The organism is Streptomyces sp. CB02980 (assembly GCF_014451325.2).
Lineage (GTDB): Bacteria > Actinomycetota > Actinomycetes > Streptomycetales > Streptomycetaceae > Streptomyces.
In genome coordinates, this window is sequence record NZ_JACSCH020000009.1 from 158,004 (window position 1) to 175,861 (window position 17,858).

14 protein-coding genes are annotated in these 17,858 nt (G+C 71.3%); 9 read left to right on the plus strand and 5 right to left on the minus strand.

Going from position 1 to position 17,858, the window contains the following annotated elements; translation table 11 throughout:
* Positions 1 to 33 precede the first annotated feature (33 nt).
* Positions 34 to 600, minus strand: coding sequence for a methylated-DNA--[protein]-cysteine S-methyltransferase (locus E0F75_RS20480; protein ID WP_187623986.1), 567 nt, complete (start codon positions 598 to 600; stop codon positions 34 to 36).
* Positions 601 to 810: 210 nt separating this feature from the next.
* Between E0F75_RS20480 and E0F75_RS20485 the strand changes: the two genes are divergently transcribed.
* The 5 genes from E0F75_RS20485 (at position 811) to E0F75_RS20505 (ending at position 8,045) form a co-directional block, all read left to right on the plus strand.
* Positions 811 to 1,710, plus strand: a complete 900-nt coding sequence (locus tag E0F75_RS20485) for an MHYT domain-containing protein (RefSeq protein ID WP_187623987.1) — start codon at positions 811 to 813, stop codon at positions 1,708 to 1,710.
* A gap of 62 nt (positions 1,711 to 1,772) precedes the next feature.
* The gene (uvrB, locus tag E0F75_RS20490) at positions 1,773 to 3,902 is read left to right on the plus strand and encodes an excinuclease ABC subunit UvrB (protein WP_187623988.1); all 2,130 of its coding nucleotides are present in this window, start codon (positions 1,773 to 1,775) and stop codon (positions 3,900 to 3,902) included.
* Between the two features lie 177 nt (positions 3,903 to 4,079).
* Positions 4,080 to 4,658, plus strand: a complete 579-nt coding sequence (locus tag E0F75_RS20495) for a TerD family protein (protein WP_055601217.1) — start codon at positions 4,080 to 4,082, stop codon at positions 4,656 to 4,658.
* A gap of 182 nt (positions 4,659 to 4,840) precedes the next feature.
* Positions 4,841 to 6,772 carry a TerD family protein gene (locus E0F75_RS20500; RefSeq protein ID WP_187623989.1) on the plus strand — a complete coding sequence of 644 codons (1,932 nt, stop codon included), beginning with the start codon at positions 4,841 to 4,843 and terminating at the stop codon, positions 6,770 to 6,772.
* Between the two features lie 256 nt (positions 6,773 to 7,028).
* Positions 7,029 to 8,045: a TerC/Alx family metal homeostasis membrane protein gene (locus E0F75_RS20505; RefSeq protein ID WP_187623990.1), complete on the plus strand. Its 1,017-nt coding sequence runs from the start codon at positions 7,029 to 7,031 to the stop codon at positions 8,043 to 8,045.
* A gap of 76 nt (positions 8,046 to 8,121) precedes the next feature.
* Here the strand turns inward: E0F75_RS20505 and E0F75_RS20510 are convergent, their stop codons facing one another.
* The 3 genes from E0F75_RS20510 to E0F75_RS20520 form a co-directional block, all read right to left on the minus strand.
* Positions 8,122 to 9,420, minus strand: a complete 1,299-nt coding sequence (locus tag E0F75_RS20510; RefSeq protein ID WP_187624138.1) for an MFS transporter — start codon at positions 9,418 to 9,420, stop codon at positions 8,122 to 8,124.
* Between the two features lie 178 nt (positions 9,421 to 9,598).
* Positions 9,599 to 10,255 (minus strand): MBL fold metallo-hydrolase, encoded by a 657-nt coding sequence (locus tag E0F75_RS20515; RefSeq protein WP_187623991.1) that lies wholly within the window; start codon positions 10,253 to 10,255, stop codon positions 9,599 to 9,601.
* Between the two features lie 50 nt (positions 10,256 to 10,305).
* Complete coding sequence (locus E0F75_RS20520) at positions 10,306 to 11,007, minus strand: maleylpyruvate isomerase family mycothiol-dependent enzyme (protein ID WP_187623992.1); 702 nt, start codon at positions 11,005 to 11,007, stop codon at positions 10,306 to 10,308.
* A 189-nt stretch (positions 11,008 to 11,196) separates the two neighbouring features.
* On the opposite strand from E0F75_RS20520, the gene uvrA reads away from it, so the two are divergent.
* Both uvrA and E0F75_RS20530 read left to right on the plus strand, forming a co-directional pair.
* Positions 11,197 to 14,268 (plus strand): excinuclease ABC subunit UvrA, encoded by a 3,072-nt coding sequence (gene uvrA / locus E0F75_RS20525; RefSeq protein WP_187623993.1) that lies wholly within the window; start codon positions 11,197 to 11,199, stop codon positions 14,266 to 14,268.
* Between the two features lie 135 nt (positions 14,269 to 14,403).
* Complete coding sequence (locus tag E0F75_RS20530) at positions 14,404 to 14,841, plus strand: Rieske (2Fe-2S) protein (RefSeq protein ID WP_187623994.1); 438 nt, start codon at positions 14,404 to 14,406, stop codon at positions 14,839 to 14,841.
* 166 nt (positions 14,842 to 15,007) lie between these two features.
* Here E0F75_RS20530 and E0F75_RS20535 read toward each other — a convergent pair whose 3' ends face one another.
* Positions 15,008 to 15,937 (minus strand): hypothetical protein, encoded by a 930-nt coding sequence (locus E0F75_RS20535; protein ID WP_187623995.1) that lies wholly within the window; start codon positions 15,935 to 15,937, stop codon positions 15,008 to 15,010.
* A gap of 238 nt (positions 15,938 to 16,175) precedes the next feature.
* Between E0F75_RS20535 and E0F75_RS20540 the strand changes: the two genes are divergently transcribed.
* Both E0F75_RS20540 and E0F75_RS20545 read left to right on the plus strand, forming a co-directional pair.
* On the plus strand, positions 16,176 to 16,763 hold the full coding sequence (locus tag E0F75_RS20540; RefSeq protein WP_187623996.1) for a papain-like cysteine protease family protein: 588 nt from the start codon (positions 16,176 to 16,178) through the stop codon (positions 16,761 to 16,763).
* 5 nt (positions 16,764 to 16,768) lie between these two features.
* Positions 16,769 to 17,584 carry a hypothetical protein gene (locus E0F75_RS20545; protein WP_194481313.1) on the plus strand — a complete coding sequence of 272 codons (816 nt, stop codon included), beginning with the start codon at positions 16,769 to 16,771 and terminating at the stop codon, positions 17,582 to 17,584.
* Positions 17,585 to 17,858: the final 274 nt, after the last annotated feature.

Below are 17,858 nucleotides of genomic sequence, written 5' to 3' on the forward strand. Positions count from 1 at the left end.
AAGCCCTCCCGGTCCGGCGTTCGGGAGAGGCCCTCAGAACAGCGGCGTCGGCAGCACGCCCTCCAGCGCGAGCAGCTGCCGCTTGGTCTCCAGACCGCCCCCGAAGCCGCCGAGACCGCCGTCGCTCTCCACCACCCGGTGGCACGGCACCACGACCGGCAGCGGATTGGAGCCCATCGCGGCGCCGACCGCCTGCGCCGCCCCCGGCTGCCCCACACGTCTGGCCAGGTCCCCGTACCCGACGACCGTGCCGTACGGCACACCGCTCGCCAGCTCGCGCAGCACCTGCCGGTTGAACCCGGCCGTCAGGCTCCAGTCCAGGGGCAGATCGACATCGCCCGGCTCGCCCGCGAAGTACCGGTCGAGCCGGCGCATCGCGCCCGCGAGCAGCCCCGAGGCGCGCTCCACCGGCTCCGCGCCGAGCTGCGCCGCCAGCCGGTCGAGCATCCGGTCCCGCCGCGCCGCGTCGGCGTGGAACTCGACCCGCACGAGCCCGCGCTCGGTCGCGGCGAGGAAGAGCGGCCCGATGGGGCACTCCATGACCGACCACTCCACCGGGACGGCTCGCCCGCCGCCCTCCGGCCCCGCTTCGATGTCCATGCCGCCCACGGTACGACCCACCACCGACAACGGGGCCCGGAAGGCGGACGCAAGATCACGAACCGGTCTCGCTCAGGTCTCACGAGCGGAAATTCCCCGGTCACGTGGTCGCGTGGCCCCCGGCGCGCCATAATCTCGCCCCGGTAGTACTACCCAGCGGTACCGACTGTTTTCGGACGACGTGGCACCAGGGGTGGAGGACACACGCTCATGCAGGGCACGGTCGACGGATTCAGCTACGGGATCGTCACTCCGGTGGCGGCCTTTCTCATGGCGTGCCTGGGCGGCGCCCTCGGCCTGCGCTGCACCACGAGATCGCTCCGCCACCGCGACAGCTTCAAGGCGGGCTGGCTCGCCCTCGGCGCCACGTCGATCGGCACCGGCATCTGGACCATGCACTTCATCGCCATGATGGGCTTCTCGGTCCAGCAGGCGCCCATCCACTACGACCTGCCCATCACCTTCGCCAGCCTGGGCGTGGCCGTCCTGATGGTCGGCATCGGGATCTTCATCGTCGGATACCGGGGGGCGACCGCCCTCACCCTGGTCACCGGCGGCACCATCACCGGCCTCGGCGTGGCCACCATGCACTATCTGGGCATGGCCGGGATGCGTCTCCAGGGGCGCATCGAGTACGACACGCTCACCGTCGCGATGTCCGTGGTCATCGCCGTCGTGGCGGCCACGACGGCCCTCTGGGCGGCCGTCTCGGTACATGGATTTCTGGCCAGCCTCGGTGCGAGCCTGGTGATGGGCGTCGCCGTCAGTGGTATGCACTACACCGCCATGTCGGCGGTCAGCGTCCACCTGCACGGCGCGGAGCCCGTCAAGGGCACCGGCGACACCGCCACCGCGCTGCTGCTGCCGATGCTGATCGGCCCGGCGGTCTTCCTCATCCTCGCCGCCGTCGTCGTGATGTTCGACCCGCTCCTCGTGATGGGCGACCCGGACTGGCAGGGCCCCGCCGCCCGCACCCCGCACCGCCCCGGCGTGCCCGCCCCGCGCCACGTACCGTCCTACGGCGAGCCCGCCAACTGGACGGCCCGGCCCGCCGGACGCGGGACCCGCAGGAGCGCCCCGCGGGGCGGCCACCGCTCCCAGGACTGGTGACGGAGGGCCGCTGCCGAGCCGATCACCACCCGAGTGTCAGTGCCGGGTCGTACGGTGGTTGCATGCGGCCCGTTTCCAAGATCGAACGTTCGTTGGCGCCCTTCGAGGTCGTCAGTGAGTACAAGCCCAACGGCGACCAGCCCGCGGCCATCGCCGACCTGGAGCGGCGTATCCGCGCGGGCGAGAAGGACGTCGTGCTCCTCGGTGCCACCGGCACCGGAAAGTCCGCCACCACCGCGTGGATGATCGAGAAGCTCCAGCGCCCCACCCTGGTGATGGCGCCGAACAAGACCCTGGCCGCCCAGCTGGCGAACGAGTTCCGCGAGCTCCTGCCGAACAACGCGGTCGAGTACTTCGTCTCGTACTACGACTACTACCAGCCCGAGGCGTACGTGCCGCAGTCGGACACGTACATCGAGAAGGACTCCTCCATCAACGAGGAGGTGGAGCGGCTCCGCCACTCCGCGACGAACTCCCTGCTCACCCGCAGGGACGTCATCGTGGTCGCCTCCGTCTCCTGCATCTACGGCCTCGGCACGCCCCAGGAGTACGTGGACCGGATGGTCCCGCTCAAGGTCGGCGAGGAACTCGACCGCGACCAGCTGCTCCGCCGCTTCGTCGACATCCAGTACACGCGGAACGACCTGGCGTTCACCCGCGGCACCTTCCGGGTCCGCGGCGACACCATCGAGATCTTCCCGGTCTACGAGGAGCTCGCCGTCCGCATCGAGATGTTCGGCGACGAGATCGAGGCCCTCTCCACCCTCCACCCGCTCACCGGCGAGGTCATCAGCGAGGACCGCGAGCTGTACGTGTTCCCCGCCAGCCACTACGTCGCCGGCCCCGAGCGCATGGAGCGCGCGGTCAACGACATCGAGCGCGAGCTGGAGGGCCGCCTCGCCGAGCTCGACAAGCAGGGCAAGCACCTGGAGTCCCAGCGCCTGCGCATGCGGACCACGTACGACCTGGAGATGATGCGCCAGATCGGCTCCTGCTCCGGCATCGAGAACTACTCGATGCACTTCGACGGCCGCGACCCCGGATCCGCGCCCAACACCCTCATCGACTACTTCCCCGAGGACTTCCTGCTCGTCATCGACGAGTCGCACGTCACCGTGCCGCAGATCGGCGCCATGTACGAGGGCGACGCCTCCCGCAAGCGGACCCTGGTCGACCACGGCTTCCGGCTCCCGTCCGCCCTCGACAACCGCCCGCTGAAGTGGGAGGAGTTCCAGCAGCGGATCGGCCAGACCGTCTACCTCTCCGCGACCCCCGGCACGTACGAACTCTCGCGCGGCGACGGCTTCGTCGAGCAGATCATCCGCCCCACCGGGCTCGTCGACCCCGAGGTCGTCGTCAAGCCCACCGAGGGACAGATCGACGACCTGGTCCACGAGATCAGACTGCGCACCGAGCGCGACGAGCGCGTCCTCGTCACCACCCTCACCAAGAAGATGGCCGAGGACCTCACCGACTACTTCCTGGAGCTCGGCATCCAGGTGCGCTATCTCCACAGCGATGTCGACACCCTGCGCCGGATCGAGCTGCTGCGCGAACTGCGCGCCGGTGAGTACGACGTCCTCGTCGGCATCAACCTCCTCCGTGAGGGCCTCGACCTCCCCGAGGTGTCCCTCGTCGCCATCCTCGACGCCGACAAGCAGGGCTTCCTGCGCTCCGGGACCTCCCTGATCCAGACGATCGGCCGTGCCGCGCGAAACGTCTCGGGCCAGGTCCACATGTACGCGGACCGGATCACCCCGGCGATGGAGCAGGCCATCGACGAGACCAACCGGCGCCGCGAGAAGCAGATCGCGTACAACACGGAGAAGGGCATCGACCCGCAGCCGCTCCGGAAGAAGATCAACGACATCGTCGCGACCATCGCGCGCGAGGAGATCGACACCGAGGAACTCCTCGGCAGCGGCTACCGCCAGGGCAAGGAGGGCAAGGGCGCCAAGGCCCCCGTCCCCTCGCTCGCCGCGCACGGCGTCAAGGGCAAGGGCAAGGCCGGCTCGACGGTCGAACTCGGGGACCGGCCCGCCACCGAACTGGCCGCGATCATCGAGGAGATGACCGACCGGATGCGGGCCGCCGCCGCCGAGCTGCAGTTCGAGGTGGCCGCCCGGCTCCGTGACGAAGTGGGAGAGCTGAAGAAGGAGTTGCGCCAGATGAAGGAGGCGGGACTCGCCTGACCGGACGCGGTCCGGTGGAGGATCGGGGGTGTGGTCCGGCGCGCGGTCCGGTGTGTTGCAAGACCGACACAAAACCGGACCGCACCTCCGCGCTGTCAGTGGTGCTGCGTAATGTGCTCGACAACCGCACGCACCGGAACAGCGGGCGCGGGGAACGCTAACGAGAGGGGCAAACGCGTGTCGGTCAACATGACCAAGGGTCAGGCCATCAGCCTGGAGAAGCAGGGTGGGGGCAGCCTCAGCCAGGTGCGGATGGGTCTCGGCTGGCAGGCCGCGCCGCGCCGCGGTCTCTTCGGCAAGCGCACCCAGGAGATCGACCTGGACGCCTCGGCCGTCCTCTTCGCGGACAAGCAGCCGGTCGACGTGGTCTTCTTCCGTCACCTGGTCAGCGACGACGGCTCGGTCAAGCACACCGGCGACAACCTGGTCGGCGGCGCGGGTCAGGGCGGGGACGACGAGGCGATCCTCGTCGACCTCCAGCGGGTCCCGGTGCACATCGACCAGATCGTCTTCACGGTGAACTCCTTCACCGGCCAGACGTTCCAGGAGGTGCAGAACGCGTTCTGCCGCATCGTCGACGAGGCGAACGGCCAGGAGCTCGCGCGCTACACCCTCGACGGCGGCGGCAACTACACCGCGCAGATCATGGCGAAGGTGCACCGGGTCGGCTCCGGCTGGCAGATGACCGCCCTGGGCAACCCGGCCAACGGCCGCACCTTCCAGGACCTGATGCCCGCGATCCTGCCGCACCTGTAGGCAGGACCGCACCGCACCCACCCACAGCTCCCGGAGGCAGCAGGCCACCGGGAGCTGTCCCGCATGAACCGCACCTGTTGTCACGCCGAGAACGCCCAGAACACCGCGAACACCGCGAACACCGCGAACACCGCGAACACCGCGAACACCGAGAACGCCGAAAAGCCGAGGGGACAGAGTCGATGACGGCCGAGCTGGTCCGGGGGCAGAACCACCCCCTGCCCGACACCCGACTGGAGATCCGGGTGTCGGCCGGTCACCCTGTCCTCGCCGGCGCCACCCTCGGCGACGAGCAGGGCAGGGTCCCCGGCGTGGAGTGGATCGCCCACCCCGGAGCGCCCTCCCTGCCCGGGGTCGACGTCCCCGGACAGGCCGCCGCCGACCATCGCCTCTCCGTGGACCTGGAGGCCGTCCCCGGCGCCGTCCACCGGGTCTCCGTGCTCCTCGCGCTGCCCGGGCCGCGCGCGGGCGGAGCTGCCCGCTTCGGAACGGTCGCCGCCCCGTTCGTGGCCGTCGCCGGCCCCGACGGCGCCGAGATCGCCACCTTCACGATCACCGGACTCGACAGCGAGTCCGCCGTCGTCGCCCTGGAGCTGTACCGCCGCCAGGGCACCTGGAAGGTCCGCGCCATGGGCCAGGGGTACGAGGGCGGGCTCGCCGCCCTCCTCGGCGACCAGGGCCTGGAGCGCCCCGCCGACCTGGCCGCGACGATCCTGGAGACCGTCGCGCAGGGACCGGCACCGGTCGCCGCTCCGGCACAGCACGTCCACGAGGCGGAGCGCGTACGCCACACGGCACCGGTGGCGGACCCGGCCCCGACCGCCCCGGCCGGCCCGCCGACCCCGCCGTCGGGCATCGGCACGGACACGCCCGCCCCGGCGACGAGCGGCGGTCCGGTCGACTACGCTCACCCCCGCCGCCAGGCCGCCCCGGCACCCGGTCCCGCACCCGTACCGGAGTCCGAGCCCCGGCACGGGCCGCCCACACCGGTCGCCGGTGACGCGTCGGGCTGGTCCATGGACGAGCGCCTGTACAACCAGGTGTGGGGCATGTTCGAGGACCTGGCCCGGACCGCCGCCGCCTACCGCAGCGCCTGCGAGTTCGCCGAGAACCGGCTCGACCGGGAGCTCGACCAGACGCTCTCCGACTACCGTGCCCGCGCCGACGGCGCCAACGACGCCGCGCGGGCCGCCGCCCGCGCCCGGCACGACGAGCTGGTGGCGCGGGCGCAGGAGGTCCTGGACCGGGACCTCGCCCAGCTCGTGGCCGAGTCCGAGGTCGTCGAGCCCGCCCTGCCCGCCGCCTTCGCCCGCTGGGAGAACCCGGTCTGGCAGGCCTACCGCATCCCGGCCGAGGAGCCGATGGCCGTCCGTCTCGGCGACCTCCACCTTCCCGAGCGGACGGATCTGCGGATCCCCATGCTCGTCCGGCTGCCGCTGGAGCGGGGGCTCTGGGTGGACAGCGGCCGAGGGCACTCCGAGGCCGCCGGTCTCCTCGACGAGGTCGAACTGCGGCGGCTCGCCCTGGACTGCGCGGTCGCGCACGCGGCCCGGCTGCTCGCGGCGCACCCGGCGGGCGCGTTCACCGTCCATGTCGTCGACCCGGCCGGTGCGGGCACCGCCGCGCTCGCGCCCCTCGTGGAGACGGGCGTCCTCGCGGCCCCGCCGGCCCGGGGCGCGGCAGGGGTCTCGGCGGTCCTCGAGCAGCTGACCGAGCGGGTCGACCTGTTGCAGATGGCGGTGCGGGCGGGAGCCTCCGACGCCCTGCCGCCCGGTCTGGACGCGGCCCGGCAGCTGCTGCTCGTGCACGACTTCCCGCACGGCTTCGACGACCGGGCGGTCACCCGCCTCCGGTACCTCGCCGACGAGGGCCCGTCGGTCGGCGTGCACCTCCTGATGGTGGCGGACCGGGAGGACGCGTCCGCGTACGGGCCGCTGCTCGACCCGCTGTGGCGCTCGCTGCTCCGGCTCACCCCCGTCGCGGACGACCACCTCGCCGATCCGTGGGTCGGCCACGCCTGGTCGTACGAGCCTCCGATGCTTCCGCCGGGCAGCGCGGTGCTCCGTCAGGTCCTCGGACAGGTGGCGGCGGCCCGCCACGGAAAGCGGCCCTGAGAGCTGACGGCCCGACAGCCCTGACCTGGCCTCTTGGCGGCCCTTTACCCTTCCCTTTACCTTCTCTTGGGTTTTCGGGTAGTCTTCTCCATGCGGAGGGGAGTACTCCCCATGCGCGGCGTACCCGTCAATACGGACGGATCATCCATGATCCGATCCCGGGGCGTCGGCCCGGCAGCGATCGTCCGTCGCCCGGGTGGAAGAGACCTCCGGCAGCGACGACGCTGATCAGTAGCCGTACGACGCCGGAGGCGCAGTGGACGTTTCAATGACCCTGTGGGTAGTGACCATTCTTGGTCTCGCTGCCCTGATCGGTGCCGACTTCTTCATCGGGCGCAAGCCCCATGACGTGTCGGTCAAGGAAGCCGGAATCTGGACGATCGTCTGGATCGTGCTTGCCGGACTCTTCGGCCTAGGCCTGCTGTTCTTCGGCAACAGTCAGGCGTCCGGCGAGTTCTTCGCCGGCTACATCACCGAGAAGTCGCTCAGTGTCGACAACCTCTTCGTCTTCGTCCTGATCATGGCGAAGTTCGCGGTGCCCTCCCACCTCCAGCAGCGCGTGCTGCTCGTGGGCGTGGTGATCGCGCTGGTGCTCCGCACGATCTTCATCGCCGCGGGCGCCGCGATCATCGCGAGCTTCTCCTGGGTCTTCTACCTCTTCGGCGCGTTCCTGATCTACACCGCCTGGAAGCTCATCCAGGAGGCGCGCGCGGACGAGGACGAGGACGACTGGGAGGAGAACCGCCTCCTCAAGACCGTCGAGAAGAAGTTCGGCGTCGCCGACCGGTACCACGGCACCAAGCTGTTCATCCGGAACAACGGCAAGCGGATCATGACCCCGCTGATGGTCGTCATGCTGGCCATCGGCACCACCGACATCCTCTTCGCCCTCGACTCCATCCCGGCGATCTTCGGCCTCACCCAGGACCCGTACATCGTCTTCACCGCCAACGCCTTCGCCCTGATGGGTCTGCGACAGCTGTACTTCCTGATCGGCGGCCTGCTCAAGAAGCTGGTCCACCTCAGCTACGGCCTGTCGGTGATCCTGGGCTTCATCGGCGTCAAGCTCGTGCTGCACGCCCTGCACGAGTCCGGGGTGCACGTCCCGGAGATCAGCATCCCGTTCTCGCTCGCCGTCATCGGCGGTGTCCTGGTCATCACCACGATCACCAGCCTGATCGCCTCGAAGAGGCAGTCGGAGCGAGCCGCGGCCGAGGGCGTGACCGATGCCGACGGCATCGACGATGCCAAGAAGGACAGCGTCGGCGCCTGACCCGCCCGGCACAGGGCATGAAGACGGCGACGGCCGGCCGGGGACTCCCCGGCCGGCCGTCGCCGTCTCTCCGTCCTCAGGCCGCCGAGGCGGGCTCGGGCTCCGCCCGCCGCTCGGTCTTGGCCTTGGCCGGCAGCGTCTCCGGGAGGAGCGCGAAACAGCCGAGGCTGACGAGGGCGACCACCGTCAGATAGGCCGCGACGCCCCAGGGCGGACCGGAGCCCCCGTCGGAGAGCGCGGTGGCGACGATCGGGGTGAGCGCGCCTCCCAGGACACCGGCGAGGTTGTAGCCGACGGCGGCACCGGTGCAGCGGACGCGGGGCTCGTACAGCTCCGGGAGGTACGCGGCCACCACCGCGAACATCGTGATGAAGGCGAGCAGCGCGCCCAGGAAGCCCAGGAACATCAGGAACGGGCGCGCCGTGTGCAGCAGGGCCACCATCGGGAACATCCACAGCGCGGAGGCCGCGCACCCCGCCAGGCACAGCGGCCGGCGGCCCCAGCGGTCGGCGAGGATCGCGACGAACGGCGTGGTCGCGCCCTTGATCGCGACCGCCGCCATGACACAGGTCAGCATCACCGTGCTGCTCACCCCGAGCCGCTCGGTGCCGTAGGCCAGCGCCCAGGTGGAGACCGTGTAGAAGGTGGCGTACCCGACCGCGAGCGCCCCGGCGGTCAGCAGCACGAGCCGCCAGTGGTCACGGGCGACCTCGGCCAGCGGGGCGCCCGCGGTCTGCCCGGCCGCGGACAGCTTCTCGAACTGCGGGGTCTCCGCGAGCGAGGAGCGCAGCAGCAGCCCGACCGCCGCGAGCACGCCCGCGGCCCAGAACGGCACCCGCCAGCCCCAGGAGCGGAACTCCGCGTCGCTCAGACCGGCCGAGAGCGCCAGCATCACCCCGTTCGCCAGGAGGAAGCCGATCGACGGGCCGATCTGCGGGAAGCTCGACCAGAGCGCGCGCCGGTTCTCGGGGGCGTGCTCGGCGGTGAGCAGGACGGCCCCGCCCCACTCGCCGCCGAGGCCCAGACCCTGGAGGAAGCGGAGCACGAGCAGCAGCAGGGGCGCCGTGATGCCGATCGTCCCGTACGTGGGGACGCAGCCGACCGCGACCGTGGCGCAGCCGGTCAGGAGCAGCGAGGCGAAGAGGACGGGGCGCCGTCCGTACCGGTCGCCGACGTGGCCGAAGAGGACCGAGCCGAGCGGCCGGGACAGGAAGCCGATGGCGAAGGTGCCGAAGGCCGCAAGCGTCCCGGCGAGCGGGGAGAAGTTCGGGAAGAAGAGCGGCCCCAGGACGAGGGCGGCGGCGGTCCCGTAGACGAAGAAGTCGAAGAACTCGATGGCGGTGCCGACGAGCGAGGCGGCGGCGAGCCTGCCCATCGAGGGTGCGGCGGGCACGGCGGGCGGGACGGGCGGAACCGGGGGAGCGGGCGGCGACGGAGCGTTACTGAGGCTCATGTCGCGCCAACTACCCCGCCGCCATCCGGGTTACGGGGCGTGCGGAAGCGCGCGGCTGCTCAGCCGCGCGCTCTCCGTCTCCGCGGGTTTCCCCGAGGGGCTACCAGCCGCGCTCGCGCCACACGGTGAGCGAGGGCCGCTCGTCACCGAGCGTGGTGTCCTTGCCGTGGCCCGGGTAGATCCAGGACTCGTCCGGGAGGACCGCGAAGAGCTTGGTCTCCACGTCGTGGATCAGGCTCGCGAAGGCCTCCGGGTCCTTCCAGGTGTTGCCCACTCCGCCGGGGAAGAGGCAGTCGCCGGTGAAGACGTGCGGGTGGCCGTGCGGGTCGTCGTAGACGAGGGCGATCGAGCCCGGGGTGTGCCCGACCAGGCGGCGCGCGGTCAGCTCGACCCGCCCCACCCGGATCGTGTCGCCGTCCTCGACGGGCACGTCGGTCGCCACCGGGATGCCCTCCGCGTCGTACGCGCCGGCGTACGTCACGGCGCCGGTCGCGGCGACCACGTCGGCGAGCGCCTGCCAGTGGTCCCCGTGCCGGTGGGTGGTGACGACGGACGTGATGCCGTCGTCACCGATCAGCGTGAGGAGGGTGGCCGCGTCGTTCGCCGCGTCGATCAGCAGCTGCTCGCCGGTGGCCCGGCAGCGCAGCAGATACGCGTTGTTGTCCATCGGGCCGACCGCGACCTTCGAGATCATCAGGTCCGTCAGCTCGTGCACGTCCGCCGCCCCGCCGACCTTCACCACTCCGCTGTACGTCATGCGCTCAGACTATCGCCGGGCACCGACGGGCGGGGTCCCGGCCGCCGGGACTACAAGGGCGGGAGCTCCGGAAGGTGGTCGCCCTCGAGGACGGCGAGATGGGCCCCCTTGAGGTCGCGGCCGGAGAGCCAGCCGAGCAGCTCCACGGCGGGGCCGCCCAGGACGACGGGGGCACCGTCGGCGCCGCCGGTCGTCCAGCCGGGGCCGTTCTCCTCGTACCCGATGCGGAGCGTCACCGGCGGGACCTCGGGGCGGCCGGACCAGCGGTCCGCGAGGAACTCGATCTCCCGCAGGACGAACTCCTCGGGAAGGTCCTTGAGGTCGTAGCCGATCCCCAGGTCGACGTGGTGCAGGTCCACCTCGACCCAGCGGCGGAAGGGGATACGGGCGGCCGCGTCCGTGACGCCGTTGCGGAGTTCCACGGTCCGCGCCCAGTCGGCGGGCTCGGCGCCGACGGTCTGGAAGCGCTCGGCGCTCTCGCGCAAGTCGGCGACATGGACGTCCAGCGGGCGCGGGGCGTCGCGCTCGATGTCGGTGTCGCGGGTCGCGGCGTCCTCGTACATGGGCCGGCCCCGGAGGACGTTCACCAGAGCGTCGGCGTTGCGGGCGATGTGGGCCAGAACATGGCCGCGGGTCCAGCCGGGAAGCCGTGACGGCTCGGCCAGCGCCGCGTTGTCCAGGGAGGCGGCTGCGTCGAGGAGTCGCTCGGTCGCTTCGCGTACAGAGGCCAGGTCACGCACATGGTCGATCATGGCGCCGACCCTAGCGCCGCCACTCGATCGGGTGAAGCGGTGCGATCGAGGCCGGAAATCGAATGTACGTGCTATAAGCTCGACGGAAGCATCCGGCATCCTTGGTTGTTGGGTACACAGGCACATCCAGACATCTCTGCGACCCGCACTCTCTGTGCCTCCGCTCTCTCAAGAAAGGTGCGGACCGGCGTGACCGACCGTCTCATCGTTCGTGGCGCTCGTGAGCACAACCTCAAGAACGTCTCGCTCGACCTCCCGCGTGACTCCCTGATCGTCTTCACCGGGCTCTCGGGATCGGGCAAGTCCTCCCTCGCGTTCGACACGATCTTCGCCGAGGGGCAGCGCCGCTACGTCGAGTCGCTCTCCTCGTACGCCCGGCAGTTCCTCGGCCAGATGGACAAGCCGGACGTCGACTTCATCGAAGGTCTGTCGCCCGCGGTCTCCATCGACCAGAAGTCGACCTCGCGCAACCCGCGCTCGACGGTCGGCACCATCACCGAGGTCTACGACTACCTCCGCCTGCTCTTCGCCCGCATCGGCAAGCCGCACTGTCCCGAGTGTCACCGGCCGATCTCCCGCCAGTCGCCGCAGGCCATCGTCGACAAGGTCCTCGAACTCCCCGAGGGCAGCCGCTTCCAGGTGCTCTCCCCGCTCGTGCGCGAGCGCAAGGGCGAGTTCGTCGACCTCTTCGCCGACCTCCAGACCAAGGGCTACAGCCGCGCCCGCGTCGACGGCGTGACCGTACAGCTGAGCGAACCGCCGACGCTGAAGAAGCAGGAGAAGCACACGATCGAGGTAGTCGTCGACCGCCTCACCGTGAAGGACAGTGCCAAGCGCCGCCTCACCGACTCCGTCGAGACCGCGCTCGGACTCTCCGGCGGCATGGTCGTGCTCGACTTCGTCGACCTCGCCGAGGACGACCCCGAGCGCGAGCGGATGTACTCGGAGCACCTCTACTGCCCGTACGACGACCTGTCCTTCGAGGAGCTGGAGCCGCGCTCCTTCTCCTTCAACTCGCCGTTCGGCGCCTGCCCCGACTGCACCGGCATCGGAACCCGCATGGAGGTCGACCCGGAGCTGATCGTCCCCGACGAGGACAAGTCCCTCGACGAGGGCGCGATCCACCCCTGGTCGCACGGCCACACCAAGGAGTACTTCGGCCGGCTCATCGGCGGTCTGTCGCAGGCCCTCGGCTTCAGCACGGACATGCCGTACGCGGGACTGCCGCAGCGCGCCAAGAAGGCGCTGATGTACGGCCACAAGACCCAGGTCGAGGTGCGCTACCGCAACCGGTACGGCAGGGAGCGGGCGTACACGACCCCGGCCTTCGAAGGTGCCGTCTCCTTCGTCAAGCGGCGCCACACCGAGGCCGAGAGCGACTCCAGCCGCGAGCGCTTCGAGGGCTACATGCGCGAGGTGCCGTGCCCCACCTGTGAGGGCACCCGCCTCAAGCCGATCGTCCTCGCGGTCACGGTCATGGAGAAGTCCATCGCCGAGGTCTCCGCGATGTCGATCAGCGACTGCGCCGAGTTCCTCTCCCGCCTCACGCTGAACGCCCGGGACAAGAAGATCGCCGAGCGGGTCCTCAAGGAGGTCAACGAGCGGCTGCGCTTCCTCGTCGACGTCGGCCTCGACTACCTCTCGCTCAACCGCGCCGCGGGCACCCTCTCCGGCGGCGAGGCCCAGCGCATCCGGCTCGCCACCCAGATCGGCTCCGGCCTGGTCGGCGTGTTGTACGTGCTCGACGAGCCGTCCATCGGCCTCCACCAGCGCGACAACCACCGGCTCATCGAGACCCTCGTACGGCTCCGGGACATGGGCAACACGCTCATCGTCGTCGAGCACGACGAGGACACCATCAAGGTCGCCGACTGGATCGTCGACATCGGCCCCGGCGCCGGTGAGCACGGCGGCAAGGTCGTCCACTCCGGCACCTTGAAGGAGCTCCTCGGCAACGAGGAGTCGATGACCGGGCAGTACCTGTCCGGCCGCCGGGAGATCCCCACCCCGGACATCCGCCGCCCGGTCGACCCCGGCCGCCGGCTCACCGTGCACGGGGCCCGCGAGAACAACCTGCAGGACATCGACGTCTCCTTCCCGCTGGGTGTCCTCACCGCCGTCACCGGCGTCTCCGGCTCCGGCAAGTCGACCCTGGTCAACGACATCCTCTACACCCACCTCGCGCGCGAGCTGAACGGCGCCAAGTCGGTGCCCGGCCGGCACACGCGCGTGGACGGCGACGACCTCGTCGACAAGGTCGTGCACGTCGACCAGTCCCCGATCGGCCGCACCCCGCGGTCGAACCCGGCGACGTACACCGGAGTCTTCGACCACGTCCGCAAGCTCTTCGCCGAGACGATGGAGGCCAAGGTCCGGGGCTACCTGCCCGGCCGGTTCTCCTTCAACGTCAAGGGCGGCCGCTGCGAGAACTGCTCCGGCGACGGCACGATCAAGATCGAGATGAACTTCCTCCCGGACGTCTACGTCCCGTGCGAGGTCTGCCACGGCGACCGGTACAACCGGGAGACCCTGGAGGTCCACTACAAGGGCAAGTCCATCGCCGAAGTCCTGAACATGCCGATCGAGGAGGCCCTGGACTTCTTCGAGGCCGTCCCGACCATCGCGCGCCACCTGCGCACGCTCAACGAGGTCGGCCTCGGGTACGTCCGGCTCGGCCAGTCCGCGCCGACGCTCTCGGGCGGCGAGGCGCAGCGCGTGAAGCTCGCCTCCGAGCTCCAGAAGCGCTCCACGGGCCGCACGGTCTACGTCCTGGACGAGCCGACCACCGGTCTGCACTTCGAGGACATCTCGAAGCTGATCAAGGTCCTGTCCGGTCTGGTCGACAAGGGCAACTCGGTGATCGTCATCGAGCACAACCTCGATGTCATCAAGACCGCCGACTGGCTCATCGACATGGGCCCCGAGGGCGGCAGCGGCGGCGGCCTGGTCGTCGCCGAGGGCACGCCGGAGGAGGTCGCCTCGGTCCCCGCGAGCCACACCGGCAAGTTCCTCCGCGAGATCCTCGACGCGGACCGGGTCAGCGACGCCGGGGTGACCGTCCCGGCGGCCCGGGGGACGAGGAAGACGGCGGCGAAGAAGGCTCCGGTCAAGGCGCCCGCCAAGAAGGCCGCGGCCACGAAGACGGTCGCCACGACCAGGAAGGCCGCGGCGACCAAGACGGCCGCCACGAAGACGGCCACGAAGGCGACCGCCACCAAGGCCGCCGCGAAGAAGGCGACGACGCGGGCCCGCAAGGCCTGACGCTCCCGGCAGGGCCCCCTCCTCGGGGGCCCTGCTCCGTCTCGGGACGGACCCCGGGCCCGGCCGCCGGCGCCGGGAACCCCGCCGGTATCGTCGGTTCGGTCACGCCTTGCCCCGATCCACCGTGGAGCGCCCATGTCCGGCCAGTCCAGCCGCCGCACCGTACTGAAGGGCGCCGCTCTCGCCGGTGCCGCCGGGCTGGGAGTCGCCGCGTGCTCCACCGAATCCAAGCTGGGCCACGCCGGAGTCCCGACCCCGACCGCCCCGGTCGCCCTCGGCGCCCCGGACGAGATCCCCGTCGGCGGCGCCAAGCTCTACCGCGAGCAGAAGGTCGTGGTGAGCTGCCCGGCCAAGGGCGAGTACAAGGCGTTCAGCGCCCAGTGCACCCACGCCGGCTGCGTCCTCGACAAGATCGAGAACAACGAGGGCAACTGCCCCTGCCACGGCAGCCGGTTCGACGTGACGACCGGCAAGGCACTCAAGGGCCCGGCCACCGTCCCGCTCCCCGCCGTCCCGGTCCGGGTCGAGAACGGCAAGCTGATCGCGGGCCCCGAGACCGCGCCCAAGGCCTGAGCCGAGCCCCGCGCCCGTCGGGTCCGGTCCGCGTCGGGCCCCGCGCCTGTCGGGTCCGGTCCGCGTCGGGCCCCGCGCCTGTCGGGTCCGGTCCGCGTCGGGCCCCGCGCCTGTCGGGTCCGGTCCGCGTCGGGCCCCGCGCCCGTCGGTCCCCGCCCCCGTCAGGTCAGGTCCAGTCCCAGTCGATCCCCAGGATCCCGGGGCGTACCCCCTGCTCCACGACGTGCACCGTGCGGTGCCGGCCACTCACGGTCAGCTCCGCCCGGCCACCGCGCGGCGCCCCCGTCGAGGCCTGCGCGAACCGCCGGCACCGCACCGGCAGCGCCGCCTCGTCGAAGCGCACCTGCAGCACGTACTGCCCGCCCGCGAAGCTGAACCCGCGCACGTACTCCCCGCTCGGTCCCGCCGTACCGTCCTCGAAGCCGTACGAGAAGGGGTACGTGTCCCCGGCGCGCAGCCGCGTGTCGAAGAGCAGCTCCGCCACCAGCACCCCCGTCCCCGCGTCCCATCGCACCCGCCCCGTCCGGCAGTTCTCCGCCGCCCGCACCGTGACCCGTGACGGGTCACAGCCCGGGTCCCCGTGGTGGATGGCCAGATAGCGGTCCACGCCGTCCCGGTGCGCCCGTACGACCTGCTGCGACTCGCGCCCGACCAGCTCCCGCCCGGCCCCGATCCGTACCCGCTCGTGGTGTCCCACCGTGTGCAGCCCGCCGTCGGTCGGCGACTCGAGGCCCGCGAGGAGCTCCTCGACGGAGCCGGACGCCTCCACGAGCGAGCGGTACGAACGGGCCGCCGGTCGCTCCACCTCGGACCGCGCGGACGCGTCCTCCGTGAGCAGTCGAAGCAGCGAGTTCCCCGGCAGCTGGAGCACCTCCTCCAGCGCGCGGACCGCCTTCAGCGACTCCGGCCGCTGGGGGCGGCGGGCGCCCTGCTGCCAGTAGCTCAGACTCGTCACCCCGACCTTGACGCCCCGGTGCGCGAGATGGTGCTGGACCCGCTGGAGCGGCAGCCCGCGCACGGCCAGCGCGGTGCGCAGCGCCAGATGGAAGGGGCCGGTGTGCAGGAGCTGCACCAGATCGGCCTCGGTGTGGCTCACGAGGGCTCCTCAGTGAACGTTCACGACAGGGGAGCGGAGCGTGGCGCCGCGTGGGGTGGGCGGGCAGGTGGGCCGAGGGCGTCCGTTCACACCCGGGTCACACCGTTCACAGTCCGATGTCATCCCGCATTGAAGCGTGTTGACCGGATCCGGACAACGGCAGATGCTCCTGACCAGCGTCCGGACGCGCTCCTCCACCCCCCACATCCCCACACCCCCCCGCTCTGGGAGGAACGCGATGCGCAGAAGAAAGCTGAACCTCGCGGCACTTGCCGCAGCCGCCCTCTTTCTCGTCCCCACCACCTCGGCGTCCGCCGCACCCGCCGGCGAGGACGTGGCCGCCCTCGGCTCCAAGCGGCTGAACATCACCATGCAGGCCCAGCAGAAGACCAACTGGTGCTGGGCGGCCGGCGGCAACACCATCGCCACCTGGTTCGGCCGGAACTACAGCCAGAACCAGTTCTGCAACGCCGCCTTCAACCGCCAGCAGGGCTACGACTGCCCCAACAACCAGGCCACCCTCGGCAACGTCCAGACCGGCCTCAGCTGGGCCGGCATCAACCCCGGCTCCTACGTGACCGGCTGGCTGCGCTACTCCACCGTCCAGACCGAGATCAACGCCGACCGGCCCGTCGAGACCCGCATCCAGTGGTCGAGCGGCGGCGGCCACATGCACGTGATCTACGGCTACGACGACGCCGACAGCTGGGTCTACTGGGGCGATCCCTGGCCGTCGAGCGACCGCTACAACTGGGCCTCGCACGCCTGGTACGTCGACAACAACTCCTTCTCCTGGACCCACTCGCTCTACCGGATAGGGGCGTGACGACGATGAACGCACGTGCCACGGGTGCGGGGCTCCTCACCGCCGCCGCTCTCGTCCTGCTCGGCGCGCTTCCGGCGGACGCGGCGGAGGCCCTGCCGCCCGCGCCCACCCCCGAACAGGCCGCCTCCGCGCCGGGGACCCTGGACACCCTGTCCCGGTTCTTCGCCCGGGACGGCGCCGTCGCCCGCTCGGCGGCCGCGCCGCGCGTCGAGGGCGGGTCGGTGCCGGTACGGATCCTCTCCCCGGACTTCGTCGCCGGGAAGCCGGGGGCGCCCGTCGCCCGGGTCGAGTTCCGGGCCAGCCGGGCCGTGTCCTCGGACGGCCAGAAGGCATCCCTGTGGACGGTCGAGCGGGCGGGCGGCTGGCAGGTCGTCAACATCGCCACCGGCGACGACGAGATCCGGTACGCGGAGCTGGGCGGCGCCGGCCTGGTGTTCCGCGAGCCGCAGATCGACGCCTGGTACGTCCAGAAGGGGGCGAAGGTCCTGCCGCTGGACGAGGACGCGGTGCGGGCGGTCGGCCGGAACGGGACGAGCCTGGCCGCCTACCGGGAGCGGGTGGTCCGGGCGTACGGGGACAAGCTCCCCGGCTCGGCCTACGCGAGGAAGGGCACGGCGGGGGGTTACGGGGGCTCGGAGGCGGGTGCGCCGGGTGCGCCCGGTGCTGGGCCTCGGACGGTGACGACGGCGGCGTCGTCGTCGGACGGGGGTCCGGCGGTGACGGCGGCGTCGGCTACGGCGGGGGCGGGTGCCGTGCTGGCGCTGCTGCTGATATCGGCGGCGGCGATCCGCCGCCGCCGCTCCACCACCCGGGAGCCCTGACCCCTCACGGGGCCCGGCCCGCTGAGCCTCCTCCCCCGTCGGGGGGTGGAGGATCGGCCCCATACCGGCACAGCGGGCCGCCGCCCGCCCACGTTGTGGGCATTCGTTCCGCTGGGGCGGTGCCCCCGCCGCCCACCTCGTTGTGGGCAGTCGTTCCGCTAGGGCGGAACGGGTGGGCACAACGGAACGGCGCCCTTTGCCGGGCCCAGGCTTCCGCGCCTGAACCCGCACCCCTTGTGCACCGAGCAGGGGGTGCGGGTTCAGGCACAGGGGG

Excerpts from the sequence above, each read along its gene's own strand:
- uvrB (WP_187623988.1), top strand. The coding sequence starts at position 1,773 with ATGCGGCCCGTTTCCAAGATCGAACGTTCGTTGGCGCCCTTCGAGGTC.
- E0F75_RS20480 (WP_187623986.1), bottom strand. The coding sequence starts at position 600 with ATGGACATCGAAGCGGGGCCGGAGGGCGGCGGGCGAGCCGTCCCGGTG.
- E0F75_RS20485 (WP_187623987.1), top strand. The coding sequence starts at position 811 with ATGCAGGGCACGGTCGACGGATTCAGCTACGGGATCGTCACTCCGGTG.
- E0F75_RS20540 (WP_187623996.1), top strand. The coding sequence starts at position 16,176 with ATGCGCAGAAGAAAGCTGAACCTCGCGGCACTTGCCGCAGCCGCCCTC.
- E0F75_RS20500 (WP_187623989.1), top strand. The coding sequence starts at position 4,841 with ATGACGGCCGAGCTGGTCCGGGGGCAGAACCACCCCCTGCCCGACACC.
- E0F75_RS20545 (WP_194481313.1), top strand. The coding sequence starts at position 16,769 with ATGAACGCACGTGCCACGGGTGCGGGGCTCCTCACCGCCGCCGCTCTC.
- E0F75_RS20530 (WP_187623994.1), top strand. The coding sequence starts at position 14,404 with ATGTCCGGCCAGTCCAGCCGCCGCACCGTACTGAAGGGCGCCGCTCTC.
- E0F75_RS20510 (WP_187624138.1), bottom strand. The coding sequence starts at position 9,420 with ATGGGCAGGCTCGCCGCCGCCTCGCTCGTCGGCACCGCCATCGAGTTC.
- E0F75_RS20520 (WP_187623992.1), bottom strand. The coding sequence starts at position 11,007 with ATGATCGACCATGTGCGTGACCTGGCCTCTGTACGCGAAGCGACCGAG.
- E0F75_RS20515 (WP_187623991.1), bottom strand. The coding sequence starts at position 10,255 with ATGACGTACAGCGGAGTGGTGAAGGTCGGCGGGGCGGCGGACGTGCAC.